Origin of the sequence: Gilliamella mensalis, assembly GCF_900103085.1 — a bacterium.
Classification (GTDB): Bacteria; Pseudomonadota; Gammaproteobacteria; order Enterobacterales; family Orbaceae; genus Gilliamella; species Gilliamella mensalis.
In genome coordinates, this window is record NZ_FMWR01000012.1 from 40,082 (window position 1) to 55,633 (window position 15,552).

The 15,552-nt window shown below is 37.1% G+C and carries 11 protein-coding genes and 1 pseudogene; 6 read left to right on the forward strand and 6 right to left on the reverse strand.

All coding sequences use genetic code 11. The features are described 5' to 3' along the window. Positions 1 to 79: 79 nt before the first annotated feature. Positions 80 to 610 carry a DedA family protein gene (locus BQ5209_RS06670; RefSeq protein WP_085247766.1) on the forward strand — a complete coding sequence of 177 codons (531 nt, stop codon included), beginning with the start codon at positions 80 to 82 and terminating at the stop codon, positions 608 to 610. On the opposite strand, the gene mscM is transcribed toward BQ5209_RS06670, so the two are convergent. The 3 genes from mscM to BQ5209_RS06685 form a co-directional block, all read right to left on the reverse strand. Next, the gene (gene mscM / locus BQ5209_RS06675) at positions 607 to 3,225 is read right to left on the reverse strand and encodes a miniconductance mechanosensitive channel MscM (protein ID WP_085247767.1); all 2,619 of its coding nucleotides are present in this window, start codon (positions 3,223 to 3,225) and stop codon (positions 607 to 609) included. The two genes, BQ5209_RS06670 and mscM, sit on opposite strands and share 4 nt — an antisense overlap. Positions 3,226 to 3,229: 4 nt before the next feature. Next, on the reverse strand, positions 3,230 to 4,078 hold the full coding sequence (gene asd, locus BQ5209_RS06680) for an archaetidylserine decarboxylase (RefSeq protein WP_085247768.1): 849 nt from the start codon (positions 4,076 to 4,078) through the stop codon (positions 3,230 to 3,232). Positions 4,079 to 4,325: 247 nt separating this feature from the next. Continuing rightward, positions 4,326 to 5,738: a sodium:proton antiporter gene (locus BQ5209_RS06685; protein WP_085247769.1), complete on the reverse strand. Its 1,413-nt coding sequence runs from the start codon at positions 5,736 to 5,738 to the stop codon at positions 4,326 to 4,328. Positions 5,739 to 6,052: 314 nt separating this feature from the next. Here BQ5209_RS06685 and rlmF point away from each other — a divergent pair, with 314 nt between their 5' ends. Together rlmF and dld are read left to right on the forward strand one after the other, a co-directional pair. Continuing rightward, the gene (rlmF, locus tag BQ5209_RS06690; protein ID WP_208609968.1) at positions 6,053 to 7,015 is read left to right on the forward strand and encodes a 23S rRNA (adenine(1618)-N(6))-methyltransferase RlmF; all 963 of its coding nucleotides are present in this window, start codon (positions 6,053 to 6,055) and stop codon (positions 7,013 to 7,015) included. A 285-nt stretch (positions 7,016 to 7,300) separates the two neighbouring features. After that, positions 7,301 to 8,998 carry a D-lactate dehydrogenase gene (dld, locus tag BQ5209_RS06695; RefSeq protein WP_085247771.1) on the forward strand — a complete coding sequence of 566 codons (1,698 nt, stop codon included), beginning with the start codon at positions 7,301 to 7,303 and terminating at the stop codon, positions 8,996 to 8,998. Positions 8,999 to 9,146: 148 nt separating this feature from the next. On the opposite strand, the gene mutS is transcribed toward dld, so the two are convergent. Beyond that, the gene (gene mutS, locus BQ5209_RS06700) at positions 9,147 to 11,705 is read right to left on the reverse strand and encodes a DNA mismatch repair protein MutS (protein WP_085247772.1); all 2,559 of its coding nucleotides are present in this window, start codon (positions 11,703 to 11,705) and stop codon (positions 9,147 to 9,149) included. Positions 11,706 to 12,184: 479 nt separating this feature from the next. Between mutS and BQ5209_RS11010 the strand changes: the two are divergent. From BQ5209_RS11010 to BQ5209_RS10805, 3 genes and pseudogenes are all read left to right on the forward strand, one after another. Then, positions 12,185 to 12,389 (forward strand): annotated as a pseudogene (locus tag BQ5209_RS11010) (tyrosine-type recombinase/integrase); the annotation flags it as partial. Positions 12,390 to 12,404: 15 nt separating this feature from the next. Further along, positions 12,405 to 12,707, forward strand: a complete 303-nt coding sequence (locus BQ5209_RS10800) for a hypothetical protein (RefSeq protein WP_208609970.1) — start codon at positions 12,405 to 12,407, stop codon at positions 12,705 to 12,707. Positions 12,708 to 12,760: 53 nt separating this feature from the next. After that, on the forward strand, positions 12,761 to 13,099 hold the full coding sequence (locus BQ5209_RS10805; protein WP_244168452.1) for an HTH domain-containing protein: 339 nt from the start codon (positions 12,761 to 12,763) through the stop codon (positions 13,097 to 13,099). A gap of 189 nt (positions 13,100 to 13,288) precedes the next feature. Here the strand turns inward: BQ5209_RS10805 and fabA are convergent, their stop codons facing one another. Then, positions 13,289 to 13,810 carry a bifunctional 3-hydroxydecanoyl-ACP dehydratase/trans-2-decenoyl-ACP isomerase gene (gene fabA, locus BQ5209_RS06710; RefSeq protein ID WP_085247773.1) on the reverse strand — a complete coding sequence of 174 codons (522 nt, stop codon included), beginning with the start codon at positions 13,808 to 13,810 and terminating at the stop codon, positions 13,289 to 13,291. 116 nt (positions 13,811 to 13,926) lie between these two features. Continuing rightward, positions 13,927 to 15,552, reverse strand: a complete 1,626-nt coding sequence (locus BQ5209_RS06715) for an AAA family ATPase (protein WP_370737831.1) — start codon at positions 15,550 to 15,552, stop codon at positions 13,927 to 13,929.

Genomic DNA, 15,552 nt, shown 5'->3' on the forward strand with positions numbered 1-15,552 from the left:
ATAGCATGCTTAGGCTAAGCAACCAATATTATGGTAAAATAGTTCACCATAATCAATTCATAATTCAAAAACTAAGCCTATGTCATTACACGAAATAACACTGGCCACCATGCAGTTTATTGAGCATCATCAACTTTGGGCATTACCAATTATATTTTTATTAGCATTTGGTGAATCACTGGCCATCATCTCGCTTTTGGTGCCTGCAACCGCCATTTTATTAGGAATAGGGGCTTTAATTGGTGGGGGGGTAATATCGTTTGTACCGGTATTAATTATTGCTACAGCGGGCGCTATTTTGGGCGATTTACTTTCTTACTGGTTAGGTAAACACTATCATCAACAAGTGATTGCTTCATGGCCGCTTAATAAGCACCCTAAATTAGTTTATCGCGCTGAGCAGTTCTTTCAGCGTTATGGAACGTTAGGGGTATTTATTGGTCGTTTTTTTGGACCACTACGCGCAATTGTGCCATTGATAGCCGGCGCAATGCACATGCCTGCTACCAAATTTAATTTAGCCAATATTGCTTCTGCACCAGTTTGGGCATTTGTATTGCTTGCACCAGGTGCGTTTGGCGTGCCTTGGCTAGAAACATTCTTTGGCTAAAGCGTGCCGATGGTATAGCTACGCCGTCCACTTTTGCGCCCCAGTGCTTCTAAATTGGTTTGCAATGGTGGGAATGGTAGCGTTAAATGATGTTTACGATAAGCGTCAAGTATCAATTTATGTATGGCGCTTCGCAGTACCATTCGGTGTCCCATTTCAGCGGCAAAAACACGCAATTCAAACAACTGGATGCCTTCTTGGATATCGACCAAAAATACTTGTGGCTCAGGATCGTTAAGCACATATTCACATTCGTCTGAGGCTTGTTGTAAAAGTTTGATAACCAGATCACTATCAGCATCGATAGTTGCGGGAATAGTTAATACAATTCGAGTGATTGAATCTGACAACGACCAGTTCACTAATTGTTCGGTAATAAAGGCTTTATTGGGCATCACAATTTCTTTACGATCCCAATCAACAATAGTAATTGCACGGGTGTTAATTTTGGTGATATTACCGGTCAAATCACGAATTGTCACTGTATCGCCAATGCGCACTGGTTTTTCAAATAAAATGATTAAACCAGAGATAAAATTAGCAAAAATTTCTTGTAAACCGAAACCTAACCCAACACCTAGTGCGGCAATTAACCATTGAATTTTTGACCAGTCGATACCAATAAACGAAAACGCAATCATACTGCCTATCATTAAGATAATATATTTTGAAACCGTCGATATCGCATAACCTGTTCCCGGGGTTAAATCTAAATGTTGTAAAATGCCTAACTCCAACAAAGCCGGCAAATTTTTGACGAGTTGCACGGTAATTGTCATCACTAAAATGGCTATACATACTGCACCAAGGGTGATGTATTGTTCGATTTCGGTACCATTAACAATGACACTGGTTCCCCATAGTTTAATATTATTCATAAATGCGAAAGCCGAATGCAGTTCAGACCACAGCAAAATCATTGTAATGAGTGCAATCATCATAATAATGGATCTGACTAAATGTAAAGATTGGGCACTAATGACATCTAAATTAATAACAGGTTCATCGACACTTTCGTTAAGTGAGTTAATATCTTCTTCCTGTGATTTCGCCCGCTGCATACGCTCTAAACGGCGTTGTTTGGTGCGTTCAAATTCAATACGGCGCTTTTGGATCCACATCCAACGCCGAATCATAAAATAAATAACTAACAGTGCAAACCAGATAATAACCGAAGCTTCAAGGCGACCTAATAGCACTTGTGCCGTTGATAAATAGCCCAAACAAGCAGCAATAATGGCGAGCCATGGTGCACTTAATAAGATAAACCACAAAATATGACTTAATAAATTATCGCCCGATCCTTTTTTATCAATATAAAAAGGCACTCCAGCACGATGGATGGCGTTAGTCATAAACACTAAAGCAAAGCAGAGAAAAATAAACGCCGTACGACCAATTGTGGCGGCAAATTGGCGATTGTTATACTTGTCAAAGCTCATCACTATCATTACTAATGGAATTACAAGCCAAATTGAAAGCTGATAATATCTCATTGCCGAGCGCACGCTACGTTCAGACCATCCAAAATGACTAATAAACAGCCCATTAGATGATGCAAAATGCGCTGAAATAATAAATACCCATAAAATAGGTGCTGCCGCATTTACACCATAACCTAATGCATAGGCAACAGGATAATCCCAATTAATTTGCAATGCATAACCAAACACAGCCCACAAAATTGGCACTGGTAACGCCATAATTAATGAAAAGATAACTACTTTTAGGGTTAAAGAATAACTATCTTGCGTGACTTTACCCACGCGGCTGGCTGATTTAGTTAAAAAGGTATTATATTGAGTACGCATCTTAAAATGCGTAAATACAAACACTAATGATAAAATAATTAAAAATAATGGTTTTGGTGAACTTAGTACTTCTGTGCTGGCATTATAAAGTTGTGAAAGGGTATCGATCGAAAAAATGACATAAACCACATCTTTAGCTAAGTTGATTGGGTAACTCAAGGATATTGGATTGACATCCGCCACCCAAAAGAAGTACCTATGTGCGGCATCGTTCACTTCATCAATCGCATTAGTTAATTGTTTATTAGCAATTTTTAATTTGGTTAACTCTAAAATGGTAGTATCAGTGCCTGAAATAAGTGTTTTAAGTAATTCGGCTTGTTCTCGAATTAAACGGCGGTATGATGTTGCTTCTTTGACGTTATTAAGTGGGCTTGTTAAGGTCGGATAAGTATCTAAAGCAGTTAAAATATTACTATAATTTAGTTGTTGGGCTTTTGCTTCGGCAATTTCGGCATCCAGTGCTTGCGATTTAGGCTTTTCGGGTAAGCGTAATAACTGTTGGCGCAAAGTCTCACCTAGAGCGGTTGAAAAACTTAACCATTCGCCTTGCTCGTCAAGTGTTGCCAGCGTATTTTGTACGTGTGAAATCTGTGTGGTGATATTGTTTTGCTCGTTAACAATACTGGTTAAATGCGATTTTTGTAACTCCATATTTTGCCGAAGCTCATCATTTTGATCACTCAATTGATGAACAACTTGTGAAAGATCATCCTCATTATTAATGATGGGCGTGGTTTCTTCAGCAAAGGTTAGTGAAGAGAACAACACAGCAGCAAAGCATACGAAACCACGAATCCACATAACGTTATATCCTATTAGCTAATTTTTGACCTACACGTACAACATCGCCTACTTTAATATCGCTTTCAAACTCAATTGCATTTGATGCAAATAGGGTAATTACGGTCGAACCTAATTTAAAGCATCCCATATCTTGCCCTTTTTGTAGTTTGATTTCACCTGAATATGTCCAGCGTTTCATTACACCTTCACGCGGTGGAGTAATGATACCTTCCCACTGTACTTCGATGCTACCGACAATAGTTGCGCCAACTAAAATTTGCGCCATTGGTCCAAACTCGGTTTCAAAAAGGCATATTACACGTTCATTACGCGCAAAAATATTCGGAATGCTTTCAGTTGTCGCCTTATTGACTGAAAATAACGAACCTGGCACATAAATCATCTCACGTAAAATACCATCGCAAGGCATATGAAAGCGGTGATAATTTTTAGGTGATAAGTAAGTTGTGGCATATAAACCATTTTTAAAAAACTTGATCATATCAGGATGACAAGCAAGTAGTGATTCTAAAGAATAAAAATGCCCTTTAGCCTGTAATAGCTGGGTATCTTGAATGATACCAAACTGACTAATTACTCCATCAGCCGGCATAACAATGGCACTATCGGTAGTATCAATCGGGCGTGCATCCTCATTTAATTCACGGGCAAAAAAGTCATTAAAGGTTTTAAATTCTTTAACATCGCTAATTTTTGCCTCGCTCAAATCTACTTTATATAGTCTACAAAAGCCGATAATCATCCATGTAGTCAATGTACCCAACTCTTTTTTTGCTAGCCATCCAAATATAACGGTTAATAGCTGTTTAGGAAGAAGATACTGAATAATTGCTTTTAACTGATTTAACATACATAACTCTCAAGTAAAGTTAGAAATGCGACATTATACCAAGATTTATACATAAAGTGTAAAACGACTTGCGATGCTTAGGAAAGTAAATGGTAACAATTAAAAATATCAACCACGCTAGTTATTTAAATCTTATATAATAAAAATTACATGACATGGCTAAATTGGATCAAGTAACGGGTTACTTAATTTTGGTGAATACAGAACAGTGCGTTTTGGGTTTCAACATTATTTGAGTGAGGGCTTGTTAACAGAGCACAAAAAACACTAAGTTATTGATAATAAACACTGGAATTAAAATGCATATCGACCATTTCATATAGCCAAAAAAGCTTGGCATGTTAATTTTATTTTGCATTGCAATGTTTTTAACCATAAGGTTAGGTGCGTTACCTATATAACTAAGTGCCCCCATAAAAACCGACCCTATTGAAATAGCCAATAAGGTCTTTGCTTGCATGGTCATTAAGGTCGTGGCATCGCCCGCAGCTAGATTAAAAAAGACTAAATAGGTTGGTGCATTATCTAAAAAGCCAGAAAGTAAACCTGATAACCAAAAGTACATGCTGTTGATAGGCTCACCTTGCTCATTGGTTACCAGTGATACGATTGGAGCTAATGCACCATGGCTACCTGCACGTAAAATAGCCAGTACCGGAACGATAGTAATAAAGATGCCAATAAATAACTTGGCAACTTCGATGATAGGTTCCCAATTAAATTCGTTACCTGCGCGCACCTGTTTGGGAGTGATTAGCATTGAAATGAGGGTAATGATAATAAACAAACTATCGCGAACTAAATTGGGTAAAGCAACATGTGTACCTAAAACTGTAAAACTAACTGATGAATGCCAGATGCCAGACATTAATACACAGGCAATAATCACCGCTAATAAAAGAATATTGTTTTTTCCATAAATTTTAACATTTTTGGTTTTTGAAGCCGAAGTTAGTGCAGGCCGATGACCATACTGCAAGCGAAAGTAGTGGCAATCAATAGTGTAGTAAATTGTTAATAACAGTAGTGAGCTAAGTAGCACTGGCAATAGCATGTGCATAACAGTCCAGCCAAAATTAACCCCTTTCAAAAAACCGATAAATAACGGTGGATCACCCAGAGGTGTTAATCCTCCGCCAATATTAGCCACTAAAAAAATAAAAAAGATAACAGTATGCACAGAACAATTTCGATTACGATTGGCACGGAGCAACGGTCGAATCATTAACATGGCAGCGCCTGTGGTGCCCATGAACGACGCTAATAGCGTACCAATTGCTAGTAAAGTGACGTTCTGCTTGGGCGTACTAAGCACATCGCTTTTAATTAAAATTCCGCCTGACACAGTAAACAGTGCTAGCAGTAACAAAATAAAAGGAATATATTCGGCTATCACTGCATGAGCGATAAGGTTGACGGTAGTTTGTAAACCAAATGCATACAAAGCAAACAGCAACAACAGCATTGTCCAAAAAGTAATAATTTTGCCATAATGATGATGCCAAAGTCGCGATAAAAATAGTGGCATTAGCGCAATTGAAAGCAAAATTCCCACAAAAGGAATACCCCAAAAGAGTGATAAATCATGACCGTTAAAACCCGCTGCAAAAAGCTTAAAAGGCATTAGGGTTAAGATGACAATAGGTATAAGGGCTTTCATTGTGGAATTTTTTGATTTTAAAGAGATGAGGGATTATAACAAAGTGTTGTTAATTTATCGAATGTTAAGTATTTGAAATATGGATATTAGGTAACAATAGTTATATCGGGAAGTTTTATTATATAAAAACACCCTAAAAAGCTGTCAGAAAGAACATTGATTTTANNTAAAATCAATGTTCTTTCTGAGCGTTTTTTATTAAAAAAACACTCACCTTCATGGCAATTCTGACTAATTTGTAGGTTTGGTTTCCGTATATTGTTGTTAAGCCGTTATAATAGCGATTATTTGATTTTGGATAAAATAGGACAATTGTGCAAACCTCATTAAAAAAGCCCCAATTACATTGCCGAAACAAACATCACAATGGTTATGATTTTGCAAACCTCATCAAAGTACTGCCTGAACTGTCTTTATATGTAAAGCAGAATCTATATGGCAATTTGTCGATCGATTTTGCCGATCCGCTGGCGGTTAAAATGTTAAATAAAGCCTTGTTATTTAGGTTTTATCAGGTGAATTATTGGGATATTCCAGATGGTTATTTATGCCCCCCCATTCCTGGTCGAGCGGATTATATTCACTATTTAGCCGATTTATTGGCGCAAGACAATCAAAATAACATTCCGGCAGGTAAGCAAATTCGTGTTTTAGATATCGGTATTGGCGCTAATGTCATTTACCCAATTATTGGACGGGCTGAATATGGCTGGGCGTTTGTCGGTAGCGATATTAATCCTACCGCCATTAAAGCCGCATCGTTAATTTGCCAATCTAATCGTATGTTGAATGGGGCAGTGCAGTGCCGTTTGCAAAAAGACAGTACGGCGATTTTTAAGCATATTATTAAACCTAACGAATTTTACATGCTAACACTGTGCAATCCGCCTTTCCATGCTTCGGCACAAGATGCGTTAGCAAGTACACGAAAAAAACTAACCAATTTGGGTAAGTTAACCAATCCAAATCAAAAAGCCGTTCTTAACTTTGGAGGACAACATGCCGAACTGTGGTGTCAAGGTGGTGAAAGTACTTTTATTACTAATATGATTAACGAAAGTGTCGCATTTAAACATCAATGTTTGTGGTTTACTTCGTTAGTGTCTAAAAAATCCTCATTGGATTTGATAAAAAAACAGCTAGCAGCGGTTAGGGTGACTGATAGTAAAATTGTGCCCATGGCTCAAGGGCAGAAAGTAAGCCGATTTGTAGCGTGGAGTTTTTTTAGTCAAGAAGATAGACAGAAATGCATAAAAAACACTCAGGTAGATATTTGATTTTATTGAATTTTTTATTTTGTGTTTTCAATGATTTTATAAATAATTCAAAGGTTTGCTATTGATGACTATTCTTTTTTAACGATTGATAGTATAAACCTATCTTTGTTGTTTTTATTCATAAATTAGTTTCTTTTTTTTTATATTTAATTGTTTATATTAATAAAATATAACGCCTGTAGTCTCGTTGCTGGCTAAAAATTGCATAGTAAATTGTAGGTGATTCGATTAAGATGTATTGATTATAAAATCACCAGTACCATTTAACATTGCAAAGGACCCCCTATGAATAGCAACAAATCAGCTATATTTATTAAGAAGTTACAAGAAATTGTTGGTGCTAAACACACTTTAACCGATCCAGCGCGCACGTTACCTTACCGCCAAGGGATTCGCTTTGGCGAAGGCGATGCGTTAGCTGTTGTTTTACCCGGGACGTTAGTCGAGCAGTGGCTGGTTTTAAAAGCCTGTGTGGAAGCGGATATTATTGTTATTACTCAATCAGCCAATACGGGGTTAACTGGTGGCTCTACGCCTGATGGTAATGATTATGATCGTCCTATTGTTATTGTCAGTACCCGTCGATTAGATGGCATTAAAGTGATTGAAAATGGTGAGCAAGTTGTTTGCTTGCCAGGTAGCACACTCTTTCGTTTAGAAAAGGAATTAAAAAAATATCATCGTGGACCGCATTCGGTCATTGGCTCATCTTGCATTGGTGCTTCTGTTATGGGAGGGGTCTGTAATAATTCAGGGGGGGCACTTATTCAGCGCGGACCTGCGTATACGCAAATGGCTGTGTTTGCACAATTAGACCAGCAAGGACAATTGCGCTTAGTGAATCATTTAGGGATTGAACTGGGGGATGATCCAGAAACGATTTTACAGAACTTACAAAATCATAACTATACCGATAAAGATATTAGACGAGATGCTGGTTTAGGGCATGATCATCATTATTGTGATCATGTTCGTGAAATTGATGCTAATACGCCTGCTCGCTTTAATGCTGATCCCGCTCGTCATTACGAAGCATCAGGCAGTGCAGGGCGCTTAATGGTTTTTGCAGTGCGTCTTGATACATTCCCGTTAGAGAAAAAATCAGTTGTATTTTATATTGGCACTAATAATATTGAAGAATTAAATGGTATTCGTCGCCATATTTTAGGGCAGTTTAAAACCTTGCCTGTGTCGGGCGAATATATGCACCGTGTGGCTTTTGATATTGCCGCTATATATGGAAAACCGACCTTTTTAGCCATTAAAAAGTTAGGTACTGATATGATGCCTCGTATGTTCGTTTTTAAAAACATTGTTGATCGTGTTACGGCGAAAATTCCATTCTTTCCTAAAAATTTTTCAGATAGGTTTTCTATCTTCGCCTGCAAATTTTTACCTAATCATTTACCAAAGTCATTGCGTGATTATCGTGATCGTTATGAACATCATCTTATTTTAAAAATGGCGGATGATGGGATTGCTGAAGCTGAGGCTTTTTTGAAAGACTATTTTCAAAATAAAAATGGTAATTATTTTTTGTGTAATGAAAAAGAAGCCGAAGCGGCAATGTTACACCGTTTTGCGGCAGCGGGGGCTGCAACTTCTTACCGAAATGTACATAGCAAAACCGTGGAAAATATTGTTGCATTAGATATTGCACTAAGGCGTAATGATACCGATTGGTTTGAAACACTGCCACAAAACATTGATCAAAACTTTATTTACAAAATGTATTATGGGCATTTTTTCTGTTATGTGTTTCATCAAGATTATATTGCTAAAAAAGGAGTAGATTGCGATAAAGTTAAGGAGGATATTTTAGCATTGCTTGATCAGCGTGGCGCGCAATACCCTGCTGAGCACAATGTGGGGCATTTGTATCACGCCAATGCAGATCTGAAAAAATTCTATCAAGAGCTTGATCCCACAAACAGTCTTAATCCGGGCATAGGTAAAACATCTAAGAAGAAAAATTGGACTTAATGCATGGTTGAGTAGCGTTAAATTTTAGACATCAAGTATTGAAATTTAACCACCAGAAAATACTATCTGACGGTATTTTATTGATCAACACCTGTGAATTTTTTTAGATGGATAATAACGCGATACAACAGTTATTGCGTTATTAAAATCATAGTAATTTTTTTAATTGATATAACATCTCTAATGCTTGTTTTGGTGTTAAAGCATCGGGATCGATCTGTTTTAACGCTTCTTCTACCTCTGACGGTTCAGGCTTGTCGATCAAAGAAAGTTGCGATTTATCAACGCCACTGTTAGCTGACTGTTTTGATATTATTTCAAGCTCTTTCAATTTTTGTTTAGCTCGTTTTAATACAGCCTTAGGTACACCTGCAAGCCCTGCCACAGCAATACCAAAACTTTTACTTGCAGCACCTTCAGAAACTTCATGAATAAAAGCAACGTTGTTATCATGTTCAATGGCATCAAAGTGGACGTTATAAACGCCTTGCATATGTTCTGGTAACTGGGTTAATTCAAAATAATGGGTTGCAAAAAGCGTCATTGATTTTATTTGATTGGCTAAATTCTCAGCACAGGCCCAAGCTAAAGAAAGCCCATCATACGTTGAAGTGCCTCGACCTATTTCATCCATTAAAACAAGGCTTTGTTCTGTAGCATTATGCATAATGTTGGCCGTTTCGGTCATTTCGACCATAAAGGTAGAACGACCAGATGCCAAATCATCAGAGGCACCAATTCGGGTAAAAATGCGATCAACAGGCCCAATTACTGCTTTAGATGCAGGGACAAAACTACCAATATAAGACAGTAGTACAATTAAGGCCGCTTGGCGCATATAGGTACTTTTACCACCCATATTTGGGCCAGTAATAATTAACATTCGCCTATTTGGCAATAGTGATAATGAATTTGCAATAAATGGTGTTTGCAAAACTTGCTCAATTACCACATGTCGTCCATCTTTAATTTCTATACCGGAATTGGTTGATAGTGTCGGTTTTTGGTAGTTAAGGGTTAATGCCCGTTCCGCTAGATTGGTAAGCACATCAAGTTCGGCAATAGCCTCAGCGCTGATTTGCATATCGGCTAGATCTGGCATTAATAGATCAAAAAGCTGTTCGTAAAGTTGCTTTTCAAGTGCTAAGGCTCGCCCTTTAGAGGTGAGTACTTTATCTTCGTACTCTTTAAGCTCAGGGATGATATATCGTTCAACATTTTTCAGCGTTTGACGGCGAGTATAATGAATTGGCGCTAAATGGCTTTGTCCGCGACTTATTTGAATATAGTAACCATGCACTGCATTAAATCCGACTTTTAACGTATCAATGCCAAGTGTTTCACGCTCTCGGATTTCAAGCTGTTCTAAATAATTGGTTGCCCCATCAGCTAAACTTCGCAATTCGTCTAGTTCTGCATTATACCCGCTGGCGATCACGCCACCATCACGAATAATTACGGGGGGTGCTTCGACAATAGCGCGAGTTAATAGATTGGCGAGGTTTTCAAATTGATTTATCTTGGCACGCAAGCCAATTAATGCGGGGGAGGTTAGGTAACTCAATAGTTTTTGTAATTGCGGTAGCAGATTATAAGCATCACGCAAACGGGCAAAATCACGAGGACGAGCGGTACGCAGTGCCAGCCTTGCTAAAATACGTTCTAAATCACCAATTTGCTTTAATAACGGATTAACATCATCAATATAATTTTGTAATTCACTAATCGCTTGTTGTCGATTTTGTAATATTGCCAAATTACGGATTGGTGAGTGCAACCAACGTTTAAGCATTCGGCTACCCATTGGTGTTTGGGTTTTATCAAGAATTTCAGCAACAGTATTTTGTGTTCCACCCGTTAGGTTTTCGGTGATTTCCAAATTACGGCGAGTTGCAGCATCTAGCACGACAAAGTCAATTGTCGATTGCTTAATAATGGAACGTATATGGGGCAGAGCGGTGCGCTGGGTATCTTTAACATATTGTAATAAGCAACCTGCTGCACATAGTGCATAATTGCACGTATCTACACCAAATCCAACTAAATCATTGGTGCCAAATTGCAAATTAAGCTGTTGTTTTGCCGTTTCAAGATCAAAGTCCCATTGTGGACGACGGCGCAGACCATGGCGATGTTCAATTAATGGCATGGATTGAAATTCTTCGGGATATAGCAATTCAACAGGGCTTGTACGTTGCAGTTCAGCTTGCATTGCTTCGAAGTTATCACATTCAAAAACATAAAAGCGACCAGAACTAATATCAAGTGTGGCATAACCATAATGGTTTTTATGTTGCCAGATTGAGGCAAGTAAATTATCTTTGCGATCTTCTAGTAATAATTCGTCACTGACTGTGCCCGGAGTAACAATACGAACAACTTTACGTTCAACTGGCCCTTTGGTTGTTGCTGGATCGCCTATTTGTTCACAAATAGCCACCGATTCACCCAGTGAGATTAACTTGGCTAAATAACTTTCAACCGCATGATACGGCACCCCCGCCATAGGAATCGGTTCACCATTTGACGAGCCACGCTTTGTGAGCGAAATATCTAAAAGCTGCGAGGCACGCTTGGCATCATCATAAAACATCTCATAAAAATCACCCATGCGATAAAAAAGCAAAATATCAGGGTTTTCAGCTTTAAGTTTTAAATACTGTTGCATCATTGGTGTGTGGTTAGTTAAGTTTTCGTCTTTAATCATGGTGATATTTCTATATATTGTTTTATTTCAATTGGTTATTATTTAATGCTTATCTTATTAAGTATCATCAATTCTCATAAAATCACACTTAAACGCAATTATTGGTATGACTAAAAGTATGAATTAATGGTTTTTGTGGTATAACTAACTGGTCATACTAATGTGACTGATCCATTATAACCGATTATTGTTTTGTAGCAGAGGCAATTTTATGTCAACAACCGAACAAAAGGTGTTATCTTACCAAGCCATACTCAAGATGAAACCTAATGATAAAGCACTAACCGATATTAAAGAAAACAGGGGTTGAGTGTTCAAAAACAGGAACAAGAAACGACAGCTTTTACTATACAAGCTATGATCGATCTAATTATGTCTATTTATTCATATTCCCCATTACATGTAAACCACTATATCAAAAGAAATTAACCGAATATAATTGGTGTTTATGAAGAGATAATGGAATGCTAAATATACCACATTGGTCACCTCATGATTTACGACGCATTGTACGCACAGGATTATCTCGATTACAATGTCCGAGTGAGGTCGCTACGGCTGTATTAGGGCATTCACGTAAAGGTATTGAAGGTACTTATTCTATATAGTTATGATAATGAGTGTAGAGAATGGTTACAAAAGTGGGGCGATTATTTAGATGAATTACTGCAAAATTCAAAGTAAGAAAGGATATTTATAATGAGCAAATATTCATCACCTTATAATATTACGCCTGCAATTGTAAATTCTATTTCTGAAATAAGTGAATTATTAGGGCATTGGTCTACAACAGGTAAGCTTGCATCACCACAACTACGTAAAGAAAACCGTATCAGAACTATTCAAGCATCTTTAGCAATTGAGCATAATAGTTTATCCATAGAACAAGTTACCGCTATTATGGATGGTAAGCATGTTTTAGTTCCTGTGGCGATGTTCAGGAAGTTCGTAATGCAATACTTGCTTATGAAAGACTTCTACAATGGAATAGTGGCAATATAAAACATTTTCAACAAGCACATAAGCTACTTACTAAAGGTTTAGTTGAATATTCAGTGAATTGGCGTAGTTGTGGTGTTGGGATCTATCGAAAAAATCAGCTTATTCATATGGCTCCTCAGGCTGATCGTGTACCAATATTAATGCAGTCGTTTTTTGATTGGTTACATCAGACAGATATTCATCCTTTAATTAAAATTACTCAAACAGCTAAAAATATATTAAAGATACTAAAAAATGATTCAACTGCAACTATCACCGATCTATCAGCACAATTAGGTGTGAGCACTAGAACGATTGAACGTAATCTCAAACAGCTTCAGGAGCAAGGATTATTAAAACGTTTAGGTAGTGCGACTAAAGCTGGTTATTGGAGTGTTGTTTCTTTAGAATAATTAATGTAGCTGCCATATCTGATACTTATGATAAGGCATCAGTTTTGTGTTTTATGTATATTCATTACCGTCGTTTATTCAAAATAACAGTAAATAACGCGAGAATATTTCGTTGTGTTTTATTTATCAATTAATTGGAAATTAAACGCAGTCTTACTCATATTAAGTAAGACTGACAAGAGGTAGTGATTAAAAAGCGTTGGTATCTTTGAATAAACCTACTTTTAAATCAGATGCTTGGTAAATTAGTTTTCCATCAACAAAAACTTCACCATCACCAATACCCATAATCAATTTACGATTAATTACGCGTTTAAAATGGATTTTATAAGTCACTTTTTTATTGGTTGGTAATACTTGTCCGGTGAATTTAACCTCACCAACACCTAAAGCTCGTCCTTTACCTTTGCCGCCAATCCAACCTAAATAAAATCCCACTAGTTGCCACATAGCGTCAAGTCCAAGGCAGCCAGGCATAACTGGATCGTTTTTAAAATGACATTTAAAAAACCATAAATCAGAATTAATATCAAGTTCTGCCTCGACAAAACCTTTGCCAAAATTACCACCGCTTTCATTCATATCGATAACACGATCCATCATTAACATTAAATCAGATGGTAATGGTGGTCCATCGTGGCCAAATAGTTCATTATTTCCTGATTTAATTAAATCAGCTTTATCGTACGATGATTTACGTTCAAATGTCATAAAAAAACCTTTTATTTTATGTAAATTAAAACATGTTTTGAAAAATTAAAAGTTACCTAGCGTCCTTTTTTATTCCATAATGAATAAAATTTTGGACTAAAGTTTATTGGGTATTGTTACTTTTTGCAATATTTTTGCCATTTACTTAGCCAACTATCTTGTTTTTTGTCTTGTAATAATGCCGCTTGCATACGCGCATGAATTAATTGGTAAAGGTTGATACTACTTTTATCTTTATAAGGAATCCCCGTGAGCAAATAAAGCGCATCGGCAATATGTTCAACTGTCCAGATTGAAAACTTCTGTTGTTCGATAGCTTCAATAACTTCATCACTTAAACTTAAATGGCGCTGATTTGTGGCGGGTATGATTACTCCTTGTGCACCTGTTAAACCTTGATGCTGACAAACAGCAAAAAATCCTTCAATTTTTTCATTCACTCCACCAATTGCTTGAACATGACCAAATTGATCCACTGAACCAGTTATAGCTAATTGCTGATCGATAGGTTGCTGGGATAACGCGCTAATGATTGCACAAAGCCCTGCCAGCGAAGCACTGTCACCATCAATTTCGTTGTAGGACTGTTCAAATACTAAAGAAGTTGAAAAAGGTAATTGGTGATGAATCGCAAATTCCGACATAATAAATGCTTGCATTATCATCATGCCTTTTGAATGAATGTTGCCGGCTAATTCTGTTTTGCGTTCAATATCAATTAGCTCACCATCGCCAAAATGGATAAGGCAACTTAAACGTGTTGGTTCACCGATAGCCCTTGGATGTCCCGGGTATTCAATGACTGATAAGCCATTTATTTGACCAACGACTTGATCTTTAGTGTTAATCATTATCTGATTGCTAAAAATCTCATCGTGTAGTCGCTCGTGCAAATAATTTTCTTGCCATGATTTTTGTTTTATAGCCGTTGTGATCGCTGATTCGTCAATTACACTATTTTTCATAAAATGAGTCGCATTGACTAATAGCGAATTAATCCAGTCGACCGAAAGTGGTAGGTAATATTGATCACCAGTATAGCGTGTTGCTTCTTTGTAAATTTTTGCAAAAGCTGAGGTATCAATATCGGGTAATTGCTGTTTATGGGCAATAAATTTTAAATAGTTAATCCAGTGTTCAAATTGTTCGGGTGCTTTGATCTGTAATTCATTTTCAAATTCAGTATAAATAGATGTTGAATAAAATTCAGGTTCGAAATCTTGTAATTCGGCTAAACTTAATCTATCCCCGACCAAAATGACACGTAAATCAAGTGGCATAGGCGGAATAGATAAAGGTAAAGGATGAGATTCATCAGCTGAAATCCACTCAAATTCTTGTTTTATTACCATTTGCTTTAGCTTTGTCCATAGCGATGGTTGGCTAAGGAGAGAGCGAAGACCTAAAATTAAAACGCCACCATTAGCACGATGAACCAGTCCTGCTTGTAATTTTATTGGACCATTTTCTGGTTGTCTAACACAACCAAAAAGTTTTTCAGCATCAATAGAAGATGCAAATAAACAATTATCTTGAGCTGCAAAATTATCTTGTTTGCTTTTTGCTTCGGTTAGTGTAATTTTGTTTTCACTAAAAAAATAACTGTAACCCAGTGGGGATGAAGGTAAATCACATTTAATGGCATGCTGGAATAAATCAAAAAAGAGTTCGCTTTCAGATGCCTTAAGCAACATAAAACGTGGACTATAACATACTCTTTTGTTGGGACATAATAGTGACAA

Bases quoted from the DNA above. Each gene is read 5' to 3' on its own strand.
- BQ5209_RS06670 (WP_085247766.1), top strand. From the start codon at position 80: ATGTCATTACACGAAATAACACTGGCCACCATGCAGTTTATTGAGCAT.
- mscM (WP_085247767.1), bottom strand. From the start codon at position 3,225: ATGTGGATTCGTGGTTTCGTATGCTTTGCTGCTGTGTTGTTCTCTTCA.
- asd (WP_085247768.1), bottom strand. From the start codon at position 4,078: ATGTTAAATCAGTTAAAAGCAATTATTCAGTATCTTCTTCCTAAACAG.
- BQ5209_RS06685 (WP_085247769.1), bottom strand. From the start codon at position 5,738: ATGAAAGCCCTTATACCTATTGTCATCTTAACCCTAATGCCTTTTAAG.
- dld (WP_085247771.1), top strand. From the start codon at position 7,301: ATGAATAGCAACAAATCAGCTATATTTATTAAGAAGTTACAAGAAATT.
- mutS (WP_085247772.1), bottom strand. From the start codon at position 11,705: ATGATTAAAGACGAAAACTTAACTAACCACACACCAATGATGCAACAG.
- BQ5209_RS10800 (WP_208609970.1), top strand. From the start codon at position 12,405: ATGAGCAAATATTCATCACCTTATAATATTACGCCTGCAATTGTAAAT.
- fabA (WP_085247773.1), bottom strand. From the start codon at position 13,810: ATGACATTTGAACGTAAATCATCGTACGATAAAGCTGATTTAATTAAA.